The organism is Desulfonema magnum, assembly GCF_017377395.1.
GTDB classification, from domain to species: domain Bacteria; phylum Desulfobacterota; class Desulfobacteria; order Desulfobacterales; family 4be13; genus Desulfonema_C; species Desulfonema_C magnum.
In genome coordinates this window covers 753,256-777,922 of record NZ_CP061800.1, presented here as the reverse complement: position 1 = coordinate 777,922, position 24,667 = coordinate 753,256, and the positions used below count along the sequence as shown (strand labels likewise).

Sequence of the window (24,667 nt, the reverse complement as noted above, 5' to 3'; positions counted from 1 at the left end):
ATACCAACGAAAGGACCCGGAGGTTTACATGCTAACAAAAAAACAGGAAGCCCGGAATGAGGTCTGTAAAAATGATGAACTCTCCGTCACAGATGATCTTGCCCCCCCTCATATTCAACCTATTGAAATTATATCCTATAAGGATTATAAAACCCGAAAAGTTTCCACAGAAGTGCCACAGGATAATTTAATAAACCCCCTGACGCATTCTGCGAAAGAGAACAAAGGAATCCGTCCTCAAAAGGATCCTGTGACAAAACCTGTTACCAAGCCCCCCTCACATGGAATAATAAATTGTTTTTTAAACATATTTTCAAAAGACCTGGCCATTGACCTTGGTACCGCGAATACTGTTGTTTATATGAAACAAAAAGGGATTGTCTTAAATGAGCCTTCAGTGGTGGCTTTACATAAAAACGGAAGAGAAAAACAGGAGGTTTTGGCGGTGGGCATGGATGCAAAAAAAATGTTGGGAAAGGTTCCTCCGAATATCTCTGCAATTCGTCCCCTGCGGGACGGAGTGATTACCAATTTTGAAGTCGCGGGACTCATGCTGAAGCATTTTATAAAAAAGGTGCGTGAGGGTCTGGCTTTGTCCAAACCGAGAATCGTTATTGCAATTCCTTCCGGACTCACCTCGGTTGAAAAACGTGCGGTGAAAGAGGCTGCGGAACAAGCCGGGGCAAGAGAAGTTTTTCTGATTCAGGAGCCTATGGCCGCGGCAGTCGGAGCAAAGCTTTTGGTTACCGAACCCCGGTGCAATATGGTCATTGATATCGGCGGCGGCACAACTGAAGTCGCGGTGATATCTCTTGCCGGTATTGTTTCCGGCAGATCCCTCAGGATTGCCGGTGATGAAATGGACAGCGCAATTATTCACTATATTAAAAAAAAATATAATTTTATCATTGGCATGGCTACCGCTGAACGGCTTAAAATAACCATCGGAAACGCCTGTCCTGATATTGACAAACCCGAAACTATGGAAATCAAAGGCAGAGACCTTGTTTCAGGAAAACCGAATATTCTTACCATCACTTCCGAAGAGGTTCGGGAAGCGATTTCAGATCAGATAAATGCTATTGCTGAGGCGGTCAGGGGTGTTTTGGAGAAAACGCCTCCGGAGCTGGCAGCAGATATTATTGACAGGGGAATTGTGCTGACAGGCGGTGTTGCCTTGTTAAAAAATCTGGACAAATATATCAATGAGATAACCAGGCTCCCTGTAAGAACAGATGCCTCTCCCTTGCTGACGGTGGCGATTGGCTCGGGTAAAATTCTTGACAGTAAGAACATCCTCAAACTGGTTGCGGTCAAATAAAGGAGCTTGAAATAAATAATATACCCGATACAAAAATGTAGGGTGGGTGAAGCGAAGCGTAACCCACCGCACTTGAAATAAATAATATACCCGATACAAAAATGTAGTGCGGTGGGTTACGCTTCGCTTCACCCACCCTACGTTCCTTAAGAAGTTCCGGGCGGATCCGGAGTGCAAAAATTTTATTTTTGCAATTGCGAAAAAGCATTTTTCGCACTCCGGAAAAATTCGCCTGCTGTTAAGTCAGCAGTATTGCCCCGCCTCGCCCTGTAAGTGCGGCATATTTGCAACATGATTTGCTACAAATATGCCGCCCCCGCGCGGGGCTTTGCCAGCCTCCCCTAAATCCGTTATAATCAGAAAGTTGTGTGGATTATCAAGTTACAGGTTTGCAAGGTCTGAAAAGGAGATGTTCATGAAGAATAGACTATGGGAAACAAATTTCTGGGAAGCCGAACTGTCAAATGCCATGCTTCAGGGGGCGGAACTCGGGGGGGCGGACCTGCTGAAAGCCGACCTCCGAAATGCCGTACTCTGGAAGGCAAACCTTCGGGGTGCTGACCTCTGGAGAGCAAACCTTGAAAACGCCGTACTCATGCAGGTGAATTTCAAAGACGCTGACCTTCGGAATACCAACCTCCGGCATGCCAATCTCCGGGAAGCCAACCTTCAGAATGCGAATCTTCAGAATGCAAACCTCATGAAAGCAGATTTACAGGGAGCAAACTTACAGGGAGCGATGCTTCAGAACGCGTGCCTGTGGGGAGCAAATCTCCGGAACGCCGATCTCACAGGAGCAAATCTTCAACAAACAGAGCTTACGGGGGCGAATCTTCAGAACGCTGTCATCCGACAAGCGGATCTTTGGAGAAGCAACTTCATGAACACGGATCTTCATGAAGCTGATCTTCACGGAGCCGATCTTACAGGTGCGAACCTTCAAAATGCGCTGCTGTGGAAGGCCAATCTCCGGGATGCGGATCTCTGGAGAGCAGACCTGCGTAATGCCTTGCTTTATGAAGCGGACCTCAGCGGCGCTGTTCTTATCGCGACGAATTTCATAGGCGTGAAATTTCAGAAAGCCAAAGGGGTGACAGTAAGGCAGTTGTCTGAGGTAAGAACACTCTATAATTGTGATTTTGACATGAAACTGAAGGCGCGGATAAAGAGTATCTGTCCTCACCTGTTGGAAAGACCGGCTGTATTCTCTGTCACTTATCCGCTTTCATCTGCGGTAATGTAAGTACCCGATCAAAAGTTTTTTATACATCCCCTTTTTCTGATTATAACGGATTTAGGGGAGGCCCCGGATTTCGGGAGGCCGCCCGCGACATCCCGTTTTCACAGGGTTCCGGGCGGACATGTCCGGCGGACGGCGGTTTCCGAAAGGACAAATATCCAGGATTTCCGGTTCTCACAACCCCGGGACGGACAGATTTCATATTTTGGTATCTAATAATTTCAGGACGTTGCGCCATCCCCTAAATCCGTTATAATCAGAAATTTTTCAAGTGTTCTCATCTGCTGGGGAGTATGAATATTCAGATAATCAATGTTTCCCTCACACAGAATCACGATACATCCCTTGATTCTCCTGTGACCCAGAAGCTTCCGACAGAAAACTTCCCTATATTCAGGGGTCAATTCCATGCTCCTTTTTCTTTGCAACAGGATCAGCGAGTCGGGGTTCAAGTTCCTTTACATGACGAGGGGTCAGTGCCTCACAAAGATAAAAAGAATGGGTCGCGAGAAGATACTGGTTGTTTGTGCCCCAGGAGGCCAGTTCCCGAACAATTTCATATTGCCAGTCCGGATGGAGGCCGTTTTCGATTTCGTCAATCAGGACGATGGCATTGTTGATTTCCCTGTGCCTGATCCATGAATAAAGACTTGCCCGCTTGAGTTCGCCATGACTCAGATCTTCCGGCCCCAGTTCGAGATAAGTGTTTCCAGACGTTTTGCAACGCACCGTAATGGCATCCATTTTCGGTGTTGCTGAAATTTCCTTTTCTTCTCCCAATAAGGTTTTCAGTTCCTTAACCAGGGAATTGTAAGCATTTCCATAGGTTCCTGTTTTATTGACTTCCTGAAAATCCTTGTCTCTGGCATCCTGAAGCGCTTCAAGAATTTTTAACACAGAAAACGGGCTGTAATTGTAAAAATTGGGCAAAAAATGTCTGACCTCTCCCAAAGACCTTTCATAATTTCCCTCGGATTTAAAAAGTTCCTGTATGGTATCATCCTCAAGAAAAAGATAGGGCTGAGTCGGTTGCCCTGCCAGAAAGACATGCTCGCTTGCATAATCCAGGACTTTTTTGGCGAGAGAGTCGTCACAGGAACCTTGGCAGAACAGTCCGTAGTCATAATTTTTGTCTTCAGCAGGAAGATTCACAACATTTAAGAATAACGGTTTGAATGCTTCGAGTCTCTGACTGAGTTCATTTTCAAGGGATTCTAAATCTGACTTCAAGTGTTCGGATTCCTGGATAATCTTTTCATAAGATTGCCTGTCTGCCTCCGATTGGAATAAGAACGTAAGAACTTCCAGCGGATTTTTGTTCCCATTCCTGACATCTTCCAGATCAATAACCGCTGATGAGCGTCGGACCTTTTGCAGACCAGTTTTTATCTCTCTGTATCTTCTTCTTTTGGCTGTGATTGTCTCCATCATTTTTCCGATTTCGACTTCAGGGCTGGTGCTAAGAGGTTTAAGAAAAAACTCGAATTCTACCCGTTGCTTCTGATGCAACAGTTCTATTTTTGCGATGCAAATCCGGGTGAGTGCCCATTTTTCATAAGGTTTTTTCGTATGTTTTATGGCATGATTCAGAAAATCACGTCGTTCAGGGTGGCGGGAGCAGTGCAACAGAGCAAATATCAACTGCAACAGCGTACTCTTCCCGCTCCCGTTCTCCCCGCCAATTGGAAAAACCTGGGGCTTTATATCCGGCTCAAAGTTGATGACAACATCTTCGAGACACCGATACGCATGAACATGAACTTTTAAGAGTCTCATCTTATAAACTCCTTTTTGCTTAAGTACCGGGTATAAATCCGGCATCAGACTTGGGAGATTTTCGAAACCTCCCAAGTCTTTGAATATTCCTGCGAAAGCAGGATTAAGACACCAAAAGCTCCCGCCGCAAAAAATCAAGGGCAGTCATGGCAAAAATCGTTTTATTCATGGCCCTGCGGCCAAAAGAGAAGTTAAATCGCAGTCCTTTTACGCCTTCGGGAGCGGCAAGCCCAATGCACACTGTGCCTACAGGCTTCTCATCAGTTCCGCCCCCGGGTCCTGCAATACCGCTTGTTGACAGGCCATAAACAGCCCCGGCCACACGCCGTGCGCCCTCTGCCATTTCCTTTGCAGTTTCCTCATGGACCGCACCATATTGTCGCAATGTATCCGGTGACACACCAAGCACGTTTATTTTCGCATCGTTCGAATAGGTGACGCCTGAAAAAAGAAAATAATCCGAACTTCCGGCCACATTGGTCATCCAGTGGGAAATAAGGCCGCCGGTACAGCTTTCGGCCACTGCCAGCGTCGCGTTTTTTTTGTTAAGAAGATCACCCACCACAGCTTCCATGGGAGTGCCGTCAGAGGAAAATGCCTTTTTCCCTGTTTTCTGCAATACCCGTTTGGCAGCATTTTCGATCAGTTCTCCGAGTGTGTCTTCATCTTCCCCGTTTGCATAAAGCTTTACCTGAATCTCCGGGAATTTGGCGCGCAGCCCCAGTCTTATTCCGGGAAATTCTTCTGTCAGACCTGCCAGACGTTCTCCTGTCGCGGATTCAGTCAGGCCAAAGGTTGAAATGGTTTTTACCATACAGAAGTTTCTGTTCCCCCCCTGAAGTTTTTCTATGCGGGGCAGAACACTGTCTGAGATCATTTTCCGCATTTCAAAAGGAACCCCCGGGACAAAGAAAAACTGACAGTTGCCGATTTTCAAAACAAAGCCCGGCGCGCTGCCGACCGGATTATAAAGACAGTCCGCGCCCTCCGGCAGCATGGCCTGTTTTTTGTTTGAGGGACTCATGGAAAAATTTCGTTGCTTAAAAAATGCTTCAACAGAACTGAGTGCGGTATTGTCAACCGCCAGACTCACCCCTGCCGCGTTTGCGGCTGCCTGTGCTGTCAGATCGTCTGTTGTGGGGCCCAGACCGCCTGTTACGACGGCAATATCTGACCGGCCGCCAATTTCTCTGAACACAGCTTCAAGCATGTCAGGGTCATCTCCCACGCAGGTATGCCGAACAACCTCAAGTCCTGTCTCCTCAAGCTTTTGTGCTATATGAGCAGAGTTGCTGTCAACCAATGCGCCGGAACGGATTTCATCACCAGTGGAAATAATTTCTGCAATCATAGTTTCAAAGTGAGAAATGAGAAGTGAGAAGTGAAAAATCTCTCACTTCTCACTTCTCACTTCTCATTCCTCAGTTTTCACTTCTATTATTTTTTCAATCATCAAAGCCAGTTCTTCAGGTGAATATTTGGAAATATGCCCGGAACTGACAAGGGAAAGTGTGTTGGCGACAGCTTCAATTTTATCAGCAATGAAGTCCATTTTTTCTTTAAGGATTTCAAAATCACCCGTTTCCCAATATTCGCCCTCGTCAAAAACCTGCAAGTCAGGAATATAATGTTTTTTAAGATATTGCAATAGCCCAATAATGCGGATATGTGTTTCCGGAGAAGAAAACTGTGTTTTTACGGAAATCCACGCGTCTTCCGGTTCCAAATGCCCCTCTGTGATCATTATCAGATTCAGCGGATCACAAAGATTGCCCTCAGAATCAAAGAAGAACGACACGGATTCAGATTTCGGATCCACGGTGAGACTCACACCTTTTAACGGAAGATGTCCCATGATCTCTGCGCCCTTCTCTGTAACCTTCAGTTTCGCATCTGCCAGTTTTGTCCAGTCTTCATCCAGAGAAACCCACCGCCAGTTCATTTTGGAAGCGATATCAGTCAGTGTCTTACAAACCGCTTTGACATCCTGAATATCAGCCAACTTGCCCCGATAATGCAGTGAAAGTCCCATTGTAACCCTTTCTTTCCGATCCCGTAAAACAATAAATTAAGGAATTGTATCTGCACACGCAAACTGAGGTTCATGCAACGGAATCAATATATCTGCCTGTTTTTTAACATTGAGCATGATATCATATGCCTCATACACATTGACATGGGTTCCCGGGGGATGACATCCATTTCCATGGCTTTTATTTCCTTAGGCGGATTAAAGTTCTCATCAATCACGCAGAATCCTGTTATGGCTGCTGTGCCCTGAGATGTGTTTATCAATACTGTGAGCCCCCCGTCTGTATGAACAGGCGTATGAATCACCCGGATCCCCGGAAGAATTTCCATATCTTCACTTATGGTTCTGATTTGCCCGTTTTCCTCCACATCTTCGATATAGTCTTCCAAATAGCGGAAATCCAAAGGATGAGGATTGTGAATCCTCTCCATTTCCTTTTCATGCACATAAAATTCAGCGTTCACACATTTGTAATCGTTTTCGCAATGATCATTATGCAGATGCGTATGAATGACAATATCAATATCCTCCGGCGTCAGGTTCCAGCGCGCCAGGCCCTCCTCGAACGTATAAATCTTTCCGCGGACAGCGTCTTCTCTTTCCGCGGATTGTATGGGATTCATTTCCCCTGTGTCCACAAGAATTTTCTGCTCTCCGCCTTCTATGTACCAGCAATAAATGGGGATGACATACTGTTCGCCGTAGCCATGCTGATATGTCATCATGGTTTTGTCAAAAATCTTGGTTCCCATGACAATGGGATGAATTTTATACAGGCTCATTTTTTTTCCTTCTTTTAAAATTTTCCTTTCTCATCAGACAGTTATTTTTTAGGTAGTTCTGCACAAGTAGTGATGAATGAGATTCAGTGTCCTGATAATCGGAGGACTGAACAGGATTCATCACTACCTTTTCAGGACTACCATTTTTTAATATCCGGAGTGCCGAACTTGCAGTTTGGCACCCCGGCGCGAGTGAACGGCTGCATCATTAAGGACGGATGATCAGACGCTGTCCCGGGACAATGTGATTTTTATGTCTTAACTGATTCCACCTGAGAATTTTGGACATCGGAACATTGAATTTGGCAGCAATATTGGAAAGGCTGTCTCCTCTTCTGACCACATAGATTTTTTTCCGCTTCTTTGTATGTTTGACGACCTTTGGCTTATTTTCCTTTTTCTCTGCGAGGTATTCATTAAAAAGCCTTTTAAACCGGGCCTGAAAACCTTTGGCAGCCCCTTTGGGAACAGCAAGGGAATAGGTTCCTTTGCCCAGCTTCCGATCCCTGATTTCAGGGTTCATATCTCTTATGGTTTTGTAGTATGTTTTCGAGGCATCTGCAATTATCGGAAGAGGAACTTCTTCGGAACAGTCTATCCGGACAGTGTCAAACTTGAGGGGAGAATAAAAATCCTCTTTTCTGAAATGAAACCCGTATTTTTCAGGATCAGACAAAATCAGTTTCACAGCAACAATCCTGAGAAGATGCTGCTGGGTCTCCAAAGGAAGATAAAGATGATAAAAATCATCTGTTTTCTGGAATTTAATCCTCGATTTCAGTCCTGCTTCTCCCATGTTATAAGCAGCAACAGCCAGGGTCCATGATCCGAAATCACCATAAAGTTTCCTCAGGTACTTTGTGGCAGCTTCTGTGGCTTTATAGATATTTCTGCGTTCATCAATTTTTGAATCAATCCTCAGACCGTATCTGATGCCTGTGGATTTTATAAACTGCCACAACCCGGTTGCATATTTGGATGAGCGTATATGCGGGAGTAAAGAACTTTCCACCACTGCCGAATATTTAAGATCATCAGGCAGACCGTTCTTTTTCAACATTTTTTCAAGGTACGGCATATAGCGGCCGGTTCGTTTCAGCCAGAGAATGACCTGGGAACGGCGCCATAAAAAAAGCAGGAGTTCCTTTTCCAGTCCCTCATAAACCAAAGGATCATCAAGGGGAACCGGCTCGCCGCAAAAATCCACAGGGGGGCTGATTTTAATACTGGAAATCAGCGAAGGAAAACGGGAAGGTTCAAAAGCCTCGGTCCGGTCGGCCGTTATTCCGGCCATAAATACAATACAAAAAAACAGTAATACGTTTCGTAGCATAGCATGCCTCGCATAATTTTAAGTTTCGGGGCTTGCGATCACTCAGAAGCCAGATATCATCAGGCAGAATGAACACGCTGTTAAAAATCTTTGAGAAACTGTGTTTGTGAAAAAAATTCGGAAGAAACGTCTGTTTTCGCAACACTCAGTTTGGCAGGTGATATGCTGATGCCTAAATATCTGATGAATTGCAACATGTTAACTACTCATTTTTTTTAAAACCGAATAAATTATGGTGTCAAAGAAAGATTGCCAGCAATTAAGATCATGTTTGTCAGAACAGAGGAAACATATTTTCATAAATAGCCATTCCGAATTATAACGAAACATGAAAGCAGAATCATAATTCTCAATTCTCAGCCTATCCGTCCGCTTTCATTTTCGCCACGATTTCATCCCTGACCCTCTCCCAGTCATCTACCGGAACCTGGCATGTGCCTACGGTTCTGTGGCCTCCGCCGCCGTACCTGAGCATCAGTGATCCGATGTCAGTCTTTGACGTTCGGTTGGTGACACTGCGGCCGCAGGTAAACACCATATTTTGCTTTTTAAGCCCCCATATGATTCTGACAGAAATGTTTTGTTCGGGGAAAAGAATGTATTCCTTAAACCGGTTTCCTGTCATGATCTGATCCAGATGATGGAGGTCAATAATAAGCACATTCCCATCAACAGTGCTGTTTTTTCGAACCATCTCCTCATAGAGTTTTTCCTGCTTAAAATACCGTGTCATCCGTTCCCGGACATCTGTGACCGCCAAAATTTCATGAATGGTCATGGTCCGGCAATATTTAATCATATCCTCCATGAGCTGATAATTGGAAATCCGGTAGTCCTTATAACGTCCGAGACCCGTGCGCGGGTCCATCATAAAAGCAAGTGCTGTCCACTCGGTGGGGAATGCAATCTCCTCAATGCTTAACTGCCCGCTGTCCACTTTGTCAACAGCCGCCATCAGACCGCTTTTGTCAAATTTGGAAAATTTTTCTGCTCCGCCATAGTAATCATATATCACTCTGGCACAGCTCGGGGCATCGCAACTTTTTCCCTTGTATTGAAATTGCCCCATCAGTTTCATCCGCTCCTGTTCGCTGGAATGATGATCAAACCAGAGCCCGCACCCCGGAATATAAGGAATATTTGCAAGGACATCATTTTTTGTAACTTCAATCTTACTGTCTTGAATATCCTTGGGATGTACAAATTTATATTCATCAACAATTCCGGCTTCCACCAGTAAGACGCCACATGCAAGGCCATCGAAATCGGATCTTGTTAACAGACGCATAATTGGCTCCTTTGTTATTTTTTTCAGGCGATTGTCGTTAATATATGGTTATGGTCAGTCTGTAACGCCATAAGTTATAATTTTTTTTATTTTAATATAATAGAAAACAAGGGAGTTTGTCAAGAAAAGAGCGAGCCGTCAGTGATTCACTGAAAAAAATCAAACAGAATAAATCTCATAATAAATTTTTGCATTGCATAAAACCTCATTTAATGCAATAAGATTATCCTTATTAATAAATTTATAGGCTACAGACATATCCGTTTTTCGGGTAATTAATTGTAATTGTGGAAAATATGCCACAACAGTTACTATGGGAGAAAATTATTATGTCAGAACAGCCGCTTAATATTTCAGAAAAGGCTCGTCCCTCAATTTTTAAAAATCAGACTTTCGGACTTTATATTTTTACCTCCATTGCCTGTCTGCTCGTGATTACCGTAATTGCCATTGTCGGATATATCTGGCATCAGTATTCAAAAGCCCTTACGGAAATATCAGACGATCAGATGAGCCAGGTGACGGAGATGGTAAAGGAAAAAGTGATAAACTATCTGACCCCGGCCTCTGTGATGGCGAAACTGAGTACACAACTTTTTGAAAACGGGGCTTTTGAACCTCGTTTCAATCTTTCAGACCAGATATCAGACGAAGGAGATCATAAAGTAAAACTTAAACCGCTGATTACCATTGCCCCTGAATCTGACAGCGAATCCGGTGTCCTCTCTGTTATAGACGATGATTTGTTGGAATCTTACGGCATCCATTTATTAAAATCTTTCCCTCAGTTGGCAATGGCGAATATTGCTGATGAAAAGGGAAATTTCATGATGCCCAAGAAATTACCGGACGGTAAAATGGGCACAAAAATCATCAATCGGGCCGTAACACCGCCAACGGTCACCTGGAAATACAGAAATAAAAACGGCGTGATAGAAAAAACCGAAGAAAGCACCGATGTGAAATACGATCCCACCGGCCGGCCTTGGTATAAAGGAGCCAAAAATCAGCGCGGAACCTACTGGACGGATGTGTATATTTTCTTTTCAGATCATGCCCCCGGCATTGCCACTGCTTATCCTATTATGTCCGGAGATGTTGTCACCGGTGTTTTCAGCTTGGATATTGCATTAAATGAAATATCCACTTTTTTAAATGGACTTAAAATTGGGAAGACAGGTATTGCATACATCATCAATAAAAAAAATGAGATTATTGCTTATCCGGACGCATCTCGTCTTGTACAAAAGGGAGCAGATGGGAAATTGCGTCCTGCCCGTATTGACGAATTGAACAAAGCCTGGGTCACGGCGTCTTTTCAGGAACATAAAAAAACCGGGGCAGGCCGGGTTGAGTTTGAAAGTGAGGGAAAACGGTATTTAGGATCATTTACGAATTTAGGCGAAAGCTTTGGTAAAGAATGGAAAATTGGTGTTATCGTACCTGAGGATGATTTTCTCGGCCCCCTTATTCACATGAGGCGGGTGGTGGTTCTTATTTCCTTTGTGGTTCTGCTGATTTCTGTTTTTATCGCAAAAGTCATTTCCAGCAGTATTTCCAAACCGATTAATGCCCTGACTGAAGAAGCCAAAAAAATTGAAAAACTTGAACTTGACGGAGAGATAACCACCACTTCCACCATCAAAGAAATTCAGATGATGAACAATTCAATGGCATCAATGAAGAAAGGTCTGAGGGCCTTTGAGAAGTATGTCCCTTCAACCCTGGTCCGTCAGCTCATCCGAACCGGAGAAGAAGCCCGTCTGGGAGGCAAAAAGGTGGAAATTACCATTCTTTTCTCAGATATTCAGGGTTTTACAAATATATCCGAAAAAATGCTTCCCGAATCGCTCATGGTTCAGTTATTTGAATACAATAATGAACTGACCAATATTATTTTAAGAGAGCGGGGAACCATTGACAAATATATCGGAGATGCCATTATGGCGTTCTGGGGCGCGCCTGTGGATTATCCGGAACACGCTATTTTCGCTTGCAGCGCCGCACTGAACTGCCATCGGAAATTGGATGAACTCAACAAAAAATGGATAAGTGAGGGAAAGCCCCCATTTATTACCCGATTTGGTATTCACACCGGGCTTACAATTGTGGGAAACATGGGTTCGGATGAGCGGATGAATTATTCTGTCCTGGGAGACAGCGTGAACCTTGCCAGCCGTATCGAAGGCATTAATAAGGTTTACGGAACCCGGCTGATTGTCACTCAGGACACTTATGAAAAAGTCTCAGATTACTTTTTGTTCCGTACCCTCGATAATGTGGCTGTCAAAGGAAAAGAAAAAGGGGTGAGGATTTACGAGCTGATCGGAAGGCAGGGAGAAAATCTGCCTGATGAAATCCTGACACTGCGTGAGGCGTTTGATATTGCCTTTCAAGCCTATCTGGAACAGGACTGGGATAAGGCATTGAAGATATTTACACGTATTCAACAAAAATTTCCATCAGATCAGGCCGCTGAACTCTATATTCGAAGATGTACGGAATTTAAGAAGAATTCCCCAGGAAAGGACTGGGACGGCATTGCCCGTATGAAAACCAAGTAATCAATAAACAAGCAGAAAAAGGAGTGCCAAACTTGCAGTTTGGCAAAAAGACAAGAGGAGCCAAACTGTAAGTTTGGCACTCCTTTTTCCGTGATCGAGGATTTTTTATGTTAAACGAATTTACAAATTTTGTTTCTGTATTCTGGGTAATTTTTTCCTTTTCCTTTCTGGTTGCCCTCACCGGAGCCATGTCGCCCGGTCCCTTGCTGACATACACCATTATTAAGTCTGCCAAAGCCACTGGCAGCAGGGGGTATCTGATGGGAGCATGGATCATACTGGGTCATGCCATACTTGAACTGGCAATTATTATTTTACTGCTTTCGGGGTTTTCTTTTATCCTCAAGAATATTTTTGTTGTGCGTGCAATCGGAGTTGTGGGCGGCCTGATACTCATTTATTTCGGATTATCCATTGTCCGAAATGTGTATCTTGGCAACATTCCGACCGACTTCCTGAACTCCCCCGGGAAACAGACTCAGACATCATCAGAAGATTCCCCTGAAAATAAGGGGCTGGAAAATCCGGTTATTGGCGGGATCATGGTTTCCATGTCCAATCCGTACTGGTGGGTCTGGTGGGCAACCATCGGCCTTGCGTTTATGATTCAGTTTGAAATCTCTTTTGACTCATGGCCCAAATTACTGGCATTTTTTCTGGGCCATGAAGCCGGAGACCTGATTTGCTATCTGCTTATCTCAACCCTGGCTTTTTTCGGCCTGCGAAAACTGGACAGAAAAGCCTATTACGGGGTACTGGTATTTTGCGGCGTTTTTATGATTCTGTTTGGTGTATATCTGGGGATTTCTCCGTTGGTAATGAAGAATTGAAAATTGAGAATTGGGAATTGGGAATTGAGAATTCTCAATTCCCAATTCCCAATTACTCTCAGATATTAATGACTTTATCCGCCAGTTGCATGGCTGTTACAATGTCCAGCATGTTCGTGGTCTCGCCGACTTGTTTCTGATCCAGAAGGTTGAAATGGCTCAGGCAGGTTCCGCAGACCAGGATATGTATTCCGTCTGCCTCCAGTTCTTTCACGTCCGGTAATACTTCAGCGCCTTCTACAGTGAGTTTTACCCCGTTGTTGACAAAGACAAGCCGCCACAAATCAGATCCCATTTCTTTCAGTGTCTTTATGAAGCTGATCATGAGTTTTAAACCCAGTTCGTCATCTCCGTAACCCATGCGATCCGTTGCCACCATGACCATGATTTTCTTTCCCCCGGGATCTGCTTTTTCAACCGGAGCTGCCTCCGGGCCAGTCCCCCCCTCCCCTTTGGCGGTGATATAAAAATCTCCGTGTTTTTCTTCCACCGAGGATTCAAAATTTTTGGAGCTGAGAAACAGGCATACGTTCTCTTTGGATGCTTTGTTATCAACAATCACTCTGATATGGCTCGCCTGTTCTTTCTCTATTGCTGTTTTTGTAAGCAAAACAGGTGCGGGACAGGCCAGGCCCCGTGCATCTATTTCTTTCATTTTGTTCTCCTTTTTTTAGCTGTCAGTTGTCAGTAAGCAGTTATGATTGGTTATCATCAGATATTCAGCAGATGAAAAAAATTTCGGAGATATCATTCCCACACTTCGCGTCTCGGAATCAGGATGCGAAGCTTCCGCCCTGCATTTCCATGTAAAGCGTCATCGTTATCAAAGTATAAGTTAAAGACAGTTTTTTTAAAATCAGCCTCTTACCGAGGTAAATTTAAAAAATTGAGAATTTTCCGCCTTGCACAATCCTGACGGATCCCCGAAAAATTCATTCATAACCGCTTGTAAGGATTTCAGACTTTTTTTGCAGTATAAGGAGAACGACTATGAATGACGAACATCAGTTTGCGATCCTGTGTGAAAAATTTCGGGCCTGTAAGGCTTATCTCTGAATGACGGATCATTCAGCGGTTCTCTGACAGTTCCGAAGAACTGAATTTTTTTTGACATGACACCCTCCTGTGTGATATTATTTTTTGCTAATAATTCGTGAGTCATAATCACTTCGGAACGCTTGAATTTTTTTATGTAACCATTTGAAATAAAGGGAATAAATGAGACTGTCTGTTTTTTTTGGCTGTAAATGATTTCAGCATGTTACAGGAACTTATGACTAACAGGACAATAACAAAAATCATTTTATACCATTAGAATTTAAGGTCAAGAAATTTTAATATGTTATTAATATTTTATCTTAATCTAATGGCTGCTGAGGCAGAGCCTAGGAACAAGGGGGAGGTATGAATTCAAACTGGTTATTGCATTATCCTGTGTGGGATATTGATTTTTTCGGCGGGGGATTTCTGATCGCCCTGATCGCCACGCTTCATGTTTATGTGGCCCATTTTGCAGTGGGGGGCGGGCTGTTTCTTGTACTTACTGAAATGAAAGGCTACCGGGAAAACTCCCAGCCGATTCTTGATTACACAAAAAAACACAGCAAATTTTTCATGCTCCTGACCATGGTATTCGGCTCAGTTACGGGCGTGGGAATCTGGTTTACCATTTCTCTGCTGAATCCGTCTGTCACTTCCGAGCTTATCCACACATTTGTCTTTGCCTGGGCCACGGAATGGGTGTTTTTCGCAGGGGAAATCATTACGCTGTTCGTATATTTTTATATGTTCGGGAAAATGGAAAAAAAACAGCATCTCACCGTGGGATGGCTGTATTTTGTCTTTGCCTGGCTTTCATTATTCTTTATCAACGGCATTGTGGCGTTTATGCTCACCCCGGGAAAATGGCTTGCGACTCAGAATTTCTGGGACGGATTTTTCAACCCGTCTTTTCTTCCGTCCCTTTGCTTCCGAACCTGCATGGCATTCATGCTCGCGGGAATTTTCGGGTTCATTACATCGATAAGGCTTAAAGAAAAAGCATTCCGGGAAACCATGATCAGATATTGTATGTGGTGGCTGTTAATCCCGTTTTTCTTCCTGTTTGAGGCGGCTTACTGGTATGCAACCAGCCTTCCTGAGCCTCAGATGACCATGATTTTCAGCAGGTCTCCTGAAATTCTGCCTTTTCTCAAAACCTTTGTGTGGGTCTTTCCATTCATCTTTATTATTGGCGTTATTATGGCTGTCCGTATGTCGGTGAACGTGAAAAAAGTACTCGCGTTTGTGTTGCTGCTTGTGGGGTTTGTTTACATGGGATCTTTTGAGTGGATCCGGGAGGCCGGAAGGCGGCCTTATCTGATTTACGGGCATACCTATTCTAATTCGGTTCTGGCAAAGGACGCGGACAGAATCAGCCAGACAGGCATACTGAAATCCGCACGATGGGTAAAAAACAGAAAGATAACAGATATCAACGAGTTGGAAGCCGGAGGAGAAATTTTCAGGCTGCTCTGCATTTCTTGTCATTCTGTGGGCGGGCCGGTCAATGATATTCTGCCGCTTACAGAAAAATTCTCCGTGTTCGGGATGGATGCCATGCTCAACGGCATGGGAAAAATCAACGACTATATGCCGCCGTTCATGGGCAATGTCAGAGAGCGGAAAGCACTTGCTGCTTATATTGTAAACGGACTGCATAAAAAAAAGGATGAGGAATCACCATCTTTTTCGCCAGTTCCCTTACCAGTTGATATCCCGAGTTTTGATCCTGAGACAGATAAATATGTTCTGCTTGCCTGGAGCAGCAAAGGGATTTTTTCTGTCTCGGACACTGATCAGTATTTCAGCCTGAATCCCCCGGGAAATGAGATTTACGTTCAGCTTGTGAGGCGGGGGGAGACCCCTGAACGGGTCACGGAAGATGTGGAAATAAGTTACAGGGTTGAACAAGGATTTGAAACCCCGTCAGATCACGTTGATTTCTGGAAATATTCCAAATCGCTTATGGGCAAAGAAATACCGCAGGACACGGGAATTTATGGTAAAAAAACCAGCGGAACCCTGGGATATGATGAGGAACGGGAAGCGTATGTGGCAAAAGGGATTCCTTTACTTCCCTATAAACATGACGGAACCTTTAATCCGTATCCCCTTATGACCATTGAGGCAAGGGATGCCAGGAGCGGTGATCTGCTTACTTCAACAAAAATGGTGGCTCCGGTTTCAACAGAGATCGGGTGTAAAAACTGTCATGGCGGAAAAACAGATGACCCCGCGGGGATTTCTTCTGAAGCGTCCCAGGATATACTCGCGGTTCACGACAGGATAAACCGAACCAATCTTGCTGAAATGGCGGAAAAAGGAAAACCCAAACAATGTGCGGAATGTCATTCCGGGAAGAAAAATCTGAATCTTTCAGCCGCGATACATGGATTTCATGCCAATTATCTTACGGACAGATACGGAGACGCGTGCATGGCGTGTCATCCGGGAGGAGAAGGAAGTTTTACCAAATGGTTCAGAGGTATACACAACGAACTTGAACTGGATTGCACCAATTGCCATGGAAAGCTGGAGGATCATGCGTTAAGTCTTCTTGTGGCGGAGAAGCAGGCTCGAAAGAAAGGGACAAAAAGACTGATGAAGCATCTCAGGCCCAGGGCAGTGGAAACGGTTGAGGAAATTTTGCCGAGAAAGCCCTGGATCAACGAGCCGGACTGCCTGAACTGCCATGCTGATTTTAATGCGCCTGACACTGATGAGACTGAATTCAACCAGTGGACAAACGCAGAAGACCAGCTTTATCGCCTTCGCACAGACGATGCGGGGATGATGTGTGCGGCGTGTCACGGGTCGCCTCATGCGGTGTATCCCGCAACAAATATCTTTGGAAATGACAGGGACAACATACCGCCGCTCCAGCATCAGAAAAATCCTTATCCTGTGGGGGCGAACAAAAATTGCAAAGTGTGCCACACCATAGATATGGCGGAGGAAGTTCATCATCCGAATTCGCTGAATATGTTCAGAAATGTGCGTTAGTAGAGGAAAAATATTGAAACGAAGTTCCGAGTTCAGGCGATTCTTTTGGAATACGGAACCCCGAGCTTTTTCTCAATCCTTGATATTTGTTTGTTCATAACGTAAGTACCCGATCAAAAGTTTTTTATACATCTTTTTTTCTGCGAATAGCGGAGAAACCCGGCTTTTTTCTTCAGGGGCGGCGGATCATTCCGGGGAAAAAGCCGGGTTTCTTTCCCGTTCGAATATCGAAAACTTATGGTCTGGTACTTATTTCCTTGCTTACTGATAATTTTGTACCGATAATGCATGAGATTCATCACTGTTTTTTGTGGGGCCGTTGGGGTCGGGGCCGTTGGGGTCGGACCACGCCAACATATTGAAAAATGAAGAAAACACTTCTAAAAACAGGCGTTTCCAGGGCCTGTGTCGCACTTTTTGGCCCTGAAAAGAGCGACACAGGCTCAGTTTAAAGCCAAAATAAGCAGGCAATTCGTCTGATATTAAATACTTGCCACAGCCCGACCCCATACTCGACACTGTATATGGGGTATCAGCCCTTCTGCGGCGGATATCCTGTCGCCTTCGGGAACAGGACAAGTCATATGGGAAGACGAGGTCCGCTCCGTATCCGTTTTTTTCACCTGATCACGGAGTCTGCCGCATGCGGATGGACTGTGAGGCGGAACAGAGCACACGGGACACGGAACAGGCGGGAAGGTGTTTCCGCAGCGGAGTGCGGAAAGAAAAAAATAAAAATCGGCGGACAACGCCCCGCTTTTGCCCGTTCTGTCCGGCTCCGTGTCTCACGCCAGGCAGAAGCCTGTCCGTATGCGTTCCCAGGCAGAAGCCTGGGAACGAGTAAAAAACTGAACATTGTCCATCTGTTTATTCTGAAAAGAGTTCTGTATCCGGCCGGATCGGATCAAAAAAACGTGAACATCGAGTGACAGTGATTTTAAAAAATATGCAAAAATTTACTTGACATTTAAAAAAATATCGATCATACAGGACAAATAATATCCTATTAATCTTCTTTATGGAAAAAAATAATGAAAATTACTCGGGCAGCTGAATATGCAGTACGATGTATATACTATTTGGCATGGAAAGGGGAAGGCGTAGTTGTAAATAAAAAAAAAATTGCCGAGCAAATGGATATTCCGGAACAATTTTTAGCAAAAGTCGCACAGCAATTGGCACACGCCGGCATCATCATCATTGTTCAGGGGGCCAAAGGAGGCTTTATGCTGGCAAAGGCCCCGGAAAAAATAACGCTCCTGGATATTATTGAGGTGATGATGGGAACCCTGTTTCTTAATGATTGCATCCGCCACCCGGAATCATGCAAAAGAAGTCCGAATTGCAGCATTCATGTTGTCTGGCAAAAAGCTCAGAAAAAACTCAGGGAAACCCTGAGAGAAGCGAATTTCAAAAATCTTCAGACCAATAAATCATGTATGAATCATTTTTTTGAATCTGAAACAGTTAAAGAAAAGGAGATAATGATGAGTAAAACACAGGAAAACCTTTGGGAAGCATTTGCCGGCGAATCCCAGGCCAACAGAAAATATCTTGCTTTTGCCAAAAAAGCTGACAAGGAAAATTATCCTCATATCGCAAAACTTTTCAGAGCGGCTGCCGAAGCTGAGACAGTCCATGCCCATGCGCATCTGAAAGCCCTCAAAGCTGTTAATGGCACTGTGGAGAATCTGAAGGAGGCCATTGCCGGTGAGACCCACGAATTTAGACATATGTATCCGGAAATGATCGAAACTGCCAAGGAGGAAAAACATAAGGCGGCGGAACGGAGTTTCCGTTTTGCCAATGAAGTGGAACAAATTCATGCTGAACTTTATCAGAAAGCGCTGGATAATCTGGACCAGCCTCAGGATGTTGACTGCTATTATGTGTGTTCGGTTTGCGGATATACTTGTGAAAATGAAGCCCCTGATAATTGTCCTGTATGTAATGTCAAAGCAAAAGCTTTTCTGCGGGTTGAATAAATCCGGACGAGCGGTTTTGCGATCCCGGACGAGCATTTCGGGAGCCTTTGAACTGATTCTGTCCCGGTTATTGGAACATTTGTTTGCTCGTTGTAACGAGCAAAAATATCAACACGAGGATAAGGAGACAGTAAATGTTAAAGCTTGGAGAAAAAGGTGCCATACCCCAGAGAGACAATGAAACTTATGCCATCGCCCCGCATATTCCATGCGGCGTGGTAACGCCCGAACTTTTGAGAAAGATAGCGGATGTGGCCGAAAAATATAATGCTCAGGCCATTAAAATAACCGGTGCCACCCGTCTTGCCATTGTGGGATTAAAAGAAGAGGATATTGACAACGTCTGGGGCGATCTTGGACTGAATAAGGGAGCGGCAGTGGGGTTGTGTGTGCGAAGCATCCGGGCATGCCCCGGGAATACGTTTTGCAAATTGGGTAAACAGGATGCCCTTGGCATTGGTATGAAACTGGATAAAAAATATCATGGTTTTGAACTGCCGGGAAAATTTAAAATGGCTGTTTCCGGTTGTCGTCTCAGTTGCGCGGAATCCTGGGTCAGGGATGTCGGACTGATCGGACAAAAAGACGGCTGGGCATTGACCATAGGCGGAAATGTCGGTACAAATCCCCGTATCGGAGAAAAATTAACAGAGGGTTTGGATGATAAAGCGGTACTGGATGCAATTGACAAAGTGGTGATCTATTATCAGGAAAATGCCAAAAAAGGAGAACGTCTCGGCAAAATGATAGAACGTTTGGGGATCGAAGGTTTCAAGGCTGCTGTGAGCTGAATTGATATGATTCCCGGATTTAGGTATTATCAGAGACCTCCGAGGTTTTCAAAACCTCGGAGGTCTTTATGTCCGAAAATTTATGATCAGGTATTTATTTCCGATGTCTGCCAAACTGGAAGTTTGGCATAAGTCTAACCGGCATAGTTTTTGTATCCAATGCTAACTCTGGCAGATTATACGAAAGGTCGTACAATCTGCGGGAGGGGATGTCATAAGGTCAGGAACGGAGCACAGTGTCGGGCTATATTCGTGTATTCGTGTTTTTACGTTTCTCTTGGAAGATATATGAAAGTCATATGTTTTTTGGTTAAGCTTTTCAATGTGAAAACAATATATATTGAATAGAGGGGTAAAAATTACCTCAAAATACTCTCACCACCCCATTGATTTATTTCTCTATATTATAGAATATTACTCCCAATGCTAAGAGCATATTTGAAAATGCTACAATGCCGTCCCTATAGAACGTTTCAAACACGCTCTTAGAAAAAATCTTAAACAAATGGGGGGAAGGAGTATGAAAATTAAAAAAATTGCTTTGTTGTCGGTAGGTTTTATATTACTCTTTAATATCTGTTCGGGAAAAGGTTTTACTCAGATACTCTTGAAAGATATCCGATACGAAATCTCGGAAGAAAAGCCTGAGCCGATTGTCATAGCTGAAAATAAAACAGAGGAAAGAGACAAGAAAAAAGAGGAAGGGAAGAAGAAACAGAATGAGTCTAAAGAAGGGTCTGTTGAGGAAAAAAAAACAAAAAGCAAAGTGAAGCTCTGGGCCGGGTATAATGGATTTAAAATGGATAATTTCAACAAAAAGCTCTCTTGTGAAAATAACAAATGTATTAACGGAGGATTTGTGGCGGGAGTTGAGCTTGGTCCCCAAGAATTATCCAAAAAATTTCCTGTGTTGAAAGAAATAAATCTTACTCTTCCTATATTCGGAATTGAGTATCTGAGCGCAAATTCTGAAACAATCCATTTCTTTTCCACAAAGGAAGGAGAATCTTTTTCTGTTACGACTAAATGGGAATTGCCGGTATTAGGTGCTTATATTGCTCCTGAGATTGCTACTAAGATTGCTACTAAGATTGCTTTTTTCAAAGAGAAATCCTTTCAAGTTTATCTACGTCCAATCGGAGTGGGGTACTATAAAATAGGTGAAGTATTTGATGCCAAACTGACTGTCAGTGATCGTCCGGGAACTTTGAAATTATCCGGTGATACCATAGGTTTTTTAAGTCAGGCGGGTATAAAATATGTAATGGACGATAAAGATTTCGGGTATGAATTATTCACGGAAATCGGTTATCGCATGCTCAGATTTACTGATATTTCTTTGGAACCCACCGGAAACTTTCCAGAAACTTGGAATGGTAAACCTGTTAATTCGGGAGTTTTGGCAGAGACTCTTGATTATAGTGGTTTTATTATCAAAGGAGGACTCAGCTTCAAATTTTAAGAGAACAACCTCTTTAACAAATAAAAAGCTTAAACCGGCGTTGCTTGTGTCAGGATATATCCACCTGTCGGTTGGTTATAAAAACGATTCGGAACTGGTGTATGGGGAATTATCACCCTGATATTAATACAAATTAAAGAGTTTTGTCAATCTGCTGAACCCGTCACAACCGCCGGATTTGTCAATCCGGCGGGAGCAATTGAAAGCGGCTTAGATAAATCACGCTTTCCCAGGCATCATGGTGTTTGGTTCAAAACTGAGCGTGGCAAAATAATCATCTACGGTTTCCTCACGGCGGATCAGTTCCACAGAGCCGTCCGTGCGAAGGAGGAGTTCTTTTGGCCGAAGTTTGCCATTATAATTAAATCCCATGGCATGACCGTGAGCGCCGGTATCATGAATGATAAGAATGTCTCCTTCCTCAGTTTTCGGGAGAGTCCGCTGAATGGCAAACTTGTCATTATTCTCACAAAGAGACCCCACCACGTCCACAATCTCGGTGTCCTGCTGTGAATCTTTGCCAAGTACGCTGATATGATGGTAAGCGCCGTACAGGGCGGGACGCATGAGGGCGGACATGCAAGCGTCAACGCCGATGTATTTCCGATAGATGTCTTTCTGGTTGATGGCCTTCACCACCAAAGCTCCGTGGGGGCCTGTCATGTAACGGCCGCTTTCCAGATAAAGTTTGGGCATATAGCCATTTCGTTTCTTAAACTGGTTGAACAGTTCGGTGATCTCTGCTGCCATCGTATGAAGGTCAAGGGGACTGTCCTCAGGTTTGTAGGGGATGCCAAGTCCGCCCCCCATATTTATAAATTCAAACTTAATGCCGAGTTCCTTCGTGACCCGCTCCGCCACTTCCAGAACCAGTCGCGTGACCTGTACTTTGTATATGTAGTTCAGTTCATTGGAAACCACCATGGTATGGAGACCGAACCGCTTTGCCCCGAGATCCCGTGCCATCCGATACGCGTCAGTCACCTGTTCATGGCTTACGCCGTATTTGGACTCTGCCGGGTCTCCGATGATCTCATTTCCGTCGCACCTCGGCCCGGGGTTGTATCGAAAACAGATAAGCGCCGGCATTTCAGGAACCTTGGGGATGAGCGTGATGTCATCTAAATTTAAGATACCCCCCCCCTCGGCTCCGGCCACCTGAAATTCTTCAATGCTGGTGTTATTGGAGGTGAACATCAGGTCTTCTCCCCGTGCGCCTGTCTGACGGCTGAGGAGAAGTTCGGCAATGGAACTGCAATCAAATCCGAACCCCATATCTCTCATAATTTCAAGAATCCTGGGATTTGGGAGGGCTTTGACCGCAAAATATTCACGAAAGCCCTTCATTTCTGAAAATCCGTCAATAAGCAGCTGTCCGGTTTCACGGATGCCTATTTCATCATAAATATGAAACGGCGTGCCAAAATGTTTGGTAATATCTTTTAATACAGGAAAAAGACGGTCTTTAAAAGTTTCTGACATGGGCATTTGATGTTCTTCTCCTTCTGTTACCGGTATGTTCTGATAAAGGTTCTTATGTCTGTTACAATTGCTTTTCCGGGCAAACCTTTTGCCTCTGCATTTTTGATCCATCTGCTGGTCAGGGGCCAGAGCAGATAATTAAACTTGGCTTTATAAGATTTCTCAAACTCAAAAAATTCAACCTTGTATTTCTCTTTTGACCATGCCACGGCTTCCTGAACATAATTATCCACATAGCTGCCTGTCCATTTCGCATGTTCAGGGCCCAGATCATTCATAATCTTTTGCACATCCGGGGGCAGAGAATTCCACCTGTCCAGGTTCATCACCACTGCAAGCGGATAAATTACGGTGTCGGTCATTGCCACAAAGCGGCAATACTGAGCAAGGTTCATATTTTTCATCACATCGAGTGAGGAAAAGACCCCTTCAGCATCCCCTTTTTTCAATGCATCAGGGGTTTCGGGCATGGGGATATTCACCAGGTTCGCTCCCCATGTCCTGACAATTTCGCCGGCCTCGCCTGAAGCCCTCAGTGTCATTCCCCTGACATCTTCTATGGTTTTCACGGGTTTTTTGGACATGATATTCGCGGGTGATGTTGTGAACATGGTGAGAACCTTGACCTTGGCAAAGGCTTCGGGTTTGTATTTTTCGTAAAGATTCCAGAGAACAAGACTTCCTGTCCGGGAATTGGGAATGCCAAGGGGCAGAGCCGTGGCATTTGTGAGCAAAAAACGATCATGCTCATAAGGCATACACAAGCAGCCGATGTCAGCTTTTCCCGCCAGTACGCCATCCATCATGTCTCTGGCACCGAGCAGCTTGCTCCCCGGAAAAGTGTTAATAATCACCTTTCCGGAAGTTTGTTTTTCGACTTCTGCTTTCCATCGCTCCATCTGGACAGAGGGAAAGGTGTCGGCCGGCATGAAATTGGCATAATTCAGATTTATCGGCTCTGCTACGGCAAAAGATAGATATTGGCTGACTGTGAAAGTCAGCGCAAAAATTCCCATAAGAAACATTATCGTTTTTTGTTTCATCTTTTGATTATCCCTTTTTAGTTTGTATATCCGGTCTCCATGGCCTTCAGGGAAGCAGAAAGCATTTCCTTTTTATCTTGCAGGCGATTTTCCAGAACCGCTCTGATGTCCTCAAAAGAACAAAACAGATTCTTTTTATTCTCTGCCAGGTCTGAGGCTTTGGAAAGGGCAACCCCCAGCAGAACCAGGTTTATGGCTTTTGGATTCCCGAGCTTCTGTGCAAGCGTGTCCGCATCCGCGGCAAAGGCCGACTGCTTAATTTCCCCCTGAATATCTTCATGGCTGTTGACCACAGCCCAGCCTCCGGGTTTCAGATAATCCCCATATTGGGACACATTTTCCGCCTTTAAGGCAAGTAATCCGTCTGCCTGGGGAGGACGGATCAGGGGGCTGGAAAAATCTCCCACTTTGAGATGAGACACCACAGTTCCGCCTCTCTGAGCCATGCCGTGGGTTTCAGATGTGAAAACCGGATATCCTTTCTGGATTGCCGCCTCTGCCAATAAGCGTGTGACAAAAAGGACACCCTGTCCGCCCACGCCGCTGATAATGATTTGTTGTTTTATGGAATTGTTCATATGAATTTCTCCGTTTTTCTGAAAAAAAATCGTTTGAGGATACTTGACATCCTGGTATGTCAGGATTACATATTTTCCATATATAGAAAATACAGAGCCCAACGTTAATCGTAAGT

General features: G+C 44.4%; 21 protein-coding genes and 1 pseudogene. 10 read left to right on the top strand and 12 right to left on the bottom strand.

The genetic code is table 11. The annotated features are described in order from the left end of the window. The first annotated feature begins 28 nt into the window (after positions 1–28). A complete protein-coding gene (locus tag dnm_RS03040) occupies positions 29–1,321 on the top strand; it encodes a rod shape-determining protein (RefSeq protein ID WP_207681250.1) in 1,293 nt (430 codons plus the stop codon). 415 nt (positions 1,322–1,736) lie between these two features. Continuing rightward, complete coding sequence (locus dnm_RS03035) at positions 1,737–2,564, top strand: pentapeptide repeat-containing protein (RefSeq protein ID WP_207681249.1); 828 nt, start codon at positions 1,737–1,739, stop codon at positions 2,562–2,564. Positions 2,565–2,782: 218 nt separating this feature from the next. Here dnm_RS03035 and dnm_RS03030 read toward each other — a convergent pair whose 3' ends face one another. The 7 genes and pseudogenes from dnm_RS03030 to dnm_RS03000 all read right to left on the bottom strand — a co-directional run bounded on the left by dnm_RS03030 (position 2,783) and on the right by dnm_RS03000 (position 9,772). Beyond that, positions 2,783–2,965 (bottom strand): hypothetical protein, encoded by a 183-nt coding sequence (locus dnm_RS03030; RefSeq protein WP_207681248.1) that lies wholly within the window; start codon positions 2,963–2,965, stop codon positions 2,783–2,785. Beyond that, positions 2,955–4,337, bottom strand: a complete 1,383-nt coding sequence (locus dnm_RS03025; protein ID WP_207681247.1) for an AAA family ATPase — start codon at positions 4,335–4,337, stop codon at positions 2,955–2,957. Before dnm_RS03025 ends, dnm_RS03030 begins: the two co-directional genes overlap by 11 nt. Before the next feature lie 103 nt (positions 4,338–4,440). Continuing rightward, the gene (locus tag dnm_RS03020) at positions 4,441–5,688 is read right to left on the bottom strand and encodes a competence/damage-inducible protein A (protein ID WP_207681246.1); all 1,248 of its coding nucleotides are present in this window, start codon (positions 5,686–5,688) and stop codon (positions 4,441–4,443) included. Between the two features lie 63 nt (positions 5,689–5,751). After that, on the bottom strand, positions 5,752–6,369 hold the full coding sequence (locus tag dnm_RS03015) for a hypothetical protein (protein WP_207681245.1): 618 nt from the start codon (positions 6,367–6,369) through the stop codon (positions 5,752–5,754). A 36-nt stretch (positions 6,370–6,405) separates the two neighbouring features. Beyond that, positions 6,406–7,151 (bottom strand): annotated as a pseudogene (locus dnm_RS03010) (N-acyl homoserine lactonase family protein). Between the two features lie 208 nt (positions 7,152–7,359). Continuing rightward, on the bottom strand, positions 7,360–8,484 hold the full coding sequence (locus tag dnm_RS03005; protein WP_207681244.1) for a lytic transglycosylase domain-containing protein: 1,125 nt from the start codon (positions 8,482–8,484) through the stop codon (positions 7,360–7,362). Between the two features lie 361 nt (positions 8,485–8,845). Then, positions 8,846–9,772, bottom strand: a complete 927-nt coding sequence (locus tag dnm_RS03000) for a DHH family phosphoesterase (protein WP_207681243.1) — start codon at positions 9,770–9,772, stop codon at positions 8,846–8,848. 329 nt (positions 9,773–10,101) lie between these two features. On the opposite strand from dnm_RS03000, the gene dnm_RS02995 reads away from it, so the two are divergent. Both dnm_RS02995 and dnm_RS02990 read left to right on the top strand, forming a co-directional pair. Next, on the top strand, positions 10,102–12,336 hold the full coding sequence (locus dnm_RS02995; protein ID WP_207681242.1) for an adenylate/guanylate cyclase domain-containing protein: 2,235 nt from the start codon (positions 10,102–10,104) through the stop codon (positions 12,334–12,336). Positions 12,337–12,443: 107 nt separating this feature from the next. Further along, positions 12,444–13,166, top strand: a complete 723-nt coding sequence (locus dnm_RS02990) for a LysE family transporter (protein ID WP_207681241.1) — start codon at positions 12,444–12,446, stop codon at positions 13,164–13,166. A 58-nt stretch (positions 13,167–13,224) separates the two neighbouring features. Here dnm_RS02990 and yedF read toward each other — a convergent pair whose 3' ends face one another. Further along, positions 13,225–13,821, bottom strand: coding sequence for a sulfurtransferase-like selenium metabolism protein YedF (gene yedF / locus dnm_RS02985; protein WP_207681240.1), 597 nt, complete (start codon positions 13,819–13,821; stop codon positions 13,225–13,227). Between the two features lie 46 nt (positions 13,822–13,867). Here yedF and dnm_RS02980 point away from each other — a divergent pair, with 46 nt between their 5' ends. Then, a complete protein-coding gene (locus dnm_RS02980; protein ID WP_207681239.1) occupies positions 13,868–14,005 on the top strand; it encodes a hypothetical protein in 138 nt (45 codons plus the stop codon). A 149-nt stretch (positions 14,006–14,154) separates the two neighbouring features. On the opposite strand, the gene dnm_RS31115 is transcribed toward dnm_RS02980, so the two are convergent. Then, positions 14,155–14,280 (bottom strand): hypothetical protein, encoded by a 126-nt coding sequence (locus dnm_RS31115; protein WP_276571845.1) that lies wholly within the window; start codon positions 14,278–14,280, stop codon positions 14,155–14,157. Positions 14,281–14,570: 290 nt separating this feature from the next. On the opposite strand from dnm_RS31115, the gene dnm_RS02975 reads away from it, so the two are divergent. From dnm_RS02975 to dnm_RS02955, 5 genes are all read left to right on the top strand, one after another. Continuing rightward, positions 14,571–17,210, top strand: a complete 2,640-nt coding sequence (locus tag dnm_RS02975; RefSeq protein ID WP_207681238.1) for a cytochrome ubiquinol oxidase subunit I — start codon at positions 14,571–14,573, stop codon at positions 17,208–17,210. Between the two features lie 584 nt (positions 17,211–17,794). Then, positions 17,795–18,139 carry a hypothetical protein gene (locus dnm_RS02970; protein ID WP_207681237.1) on the top strand — a complete coding sequence of 115 codons (345 nt, stop codon included), beginning with the start codon at positions 17,795–17,797 and terminating at the stop codon, positions 18,137–18,139. A gap of 102 nt (positions 18,140–18,241) precedes the next feature. Beyond that, on the top strand, positions 18,242–19,195 hold the full coding sequence (locus dnm_RS02965; protein WP_207681236.1) for an Rrf2 family transcriptional regulator: 954 nt from the start codon (positions 18,242–18,244) through the stop codon (positions 19,193–19,195). Between the two features lie 134 nt (positions 19,196–19,329). Beyond that, entirely contained in the window at positions 19,330–19,986 is a 657-nt protein-coding gene (locus tag dnm_RS02960) for a ferredoxin-like domain-containing protein (protein WP_207681235.1), read from the top strand. 520 nt (positions 19,987–20,506) lie between these two features. Continuing rightward, complete coding sequence (locus tag dnm_RS02955; protein ID WP_207681234.1) at positions 20,507–21,448, top strand: hypothetical protein; 942 nt, start codon at positions 20,507–20,509, stop codon at positions 21,446–21,448. A gap of 219 nt (positions 21,449–21,667) precedes the next feature. On the opposite strand, the gene dnm_RS02950 is transcribed toward dnm_RS02955, so the two are convergent. The 3 genes from dnm_RS02950 to dnm_RS02940 are packed head-to-tail and all read right to left on the bottom strand — an operon-like array spanning position 21,668 to position 24,551. Further along, positions 21,668–22,936, bottom strand: a complete 1,269-nt coding sequence (locus dnm_RS02950) for a diaminopimelate decarboxylase (RefSeq protein WP_207681233.1) — start codon at positions 22,934–22,936, stop codon at positions 21,668–21,670. 20 nt (positions 22,937–22,956) lie between these two features. After that, positions 22,957–23,973 (bottom strand): TRAP transporter substrate-binding protein, encoded by a 1,017-nt coding sequence (locus dnm_RS02945; protein WP_207681232.1) that lies wholly within the window; start codon positions 23,971–23,973, stop codon positions 22,957–22,959. Positions 23,974–23,990: 17 nt separating this feature from the next. After that, positions 23,991–24,551 carry an indolepyruvate oxidoreductase subunit beta gene (locus dnm_RS02940; protein WP_207681231.1) on the bottom strand — a complete coding sequence of 187 codons (561 nt, stop codon included), beginning with the start codon at positions 24,549–24,551 and terminating at the stop codon, positions 23,991–23,993. Positions 24,552–24,667 lie beyond the last annotated feature (116 nt).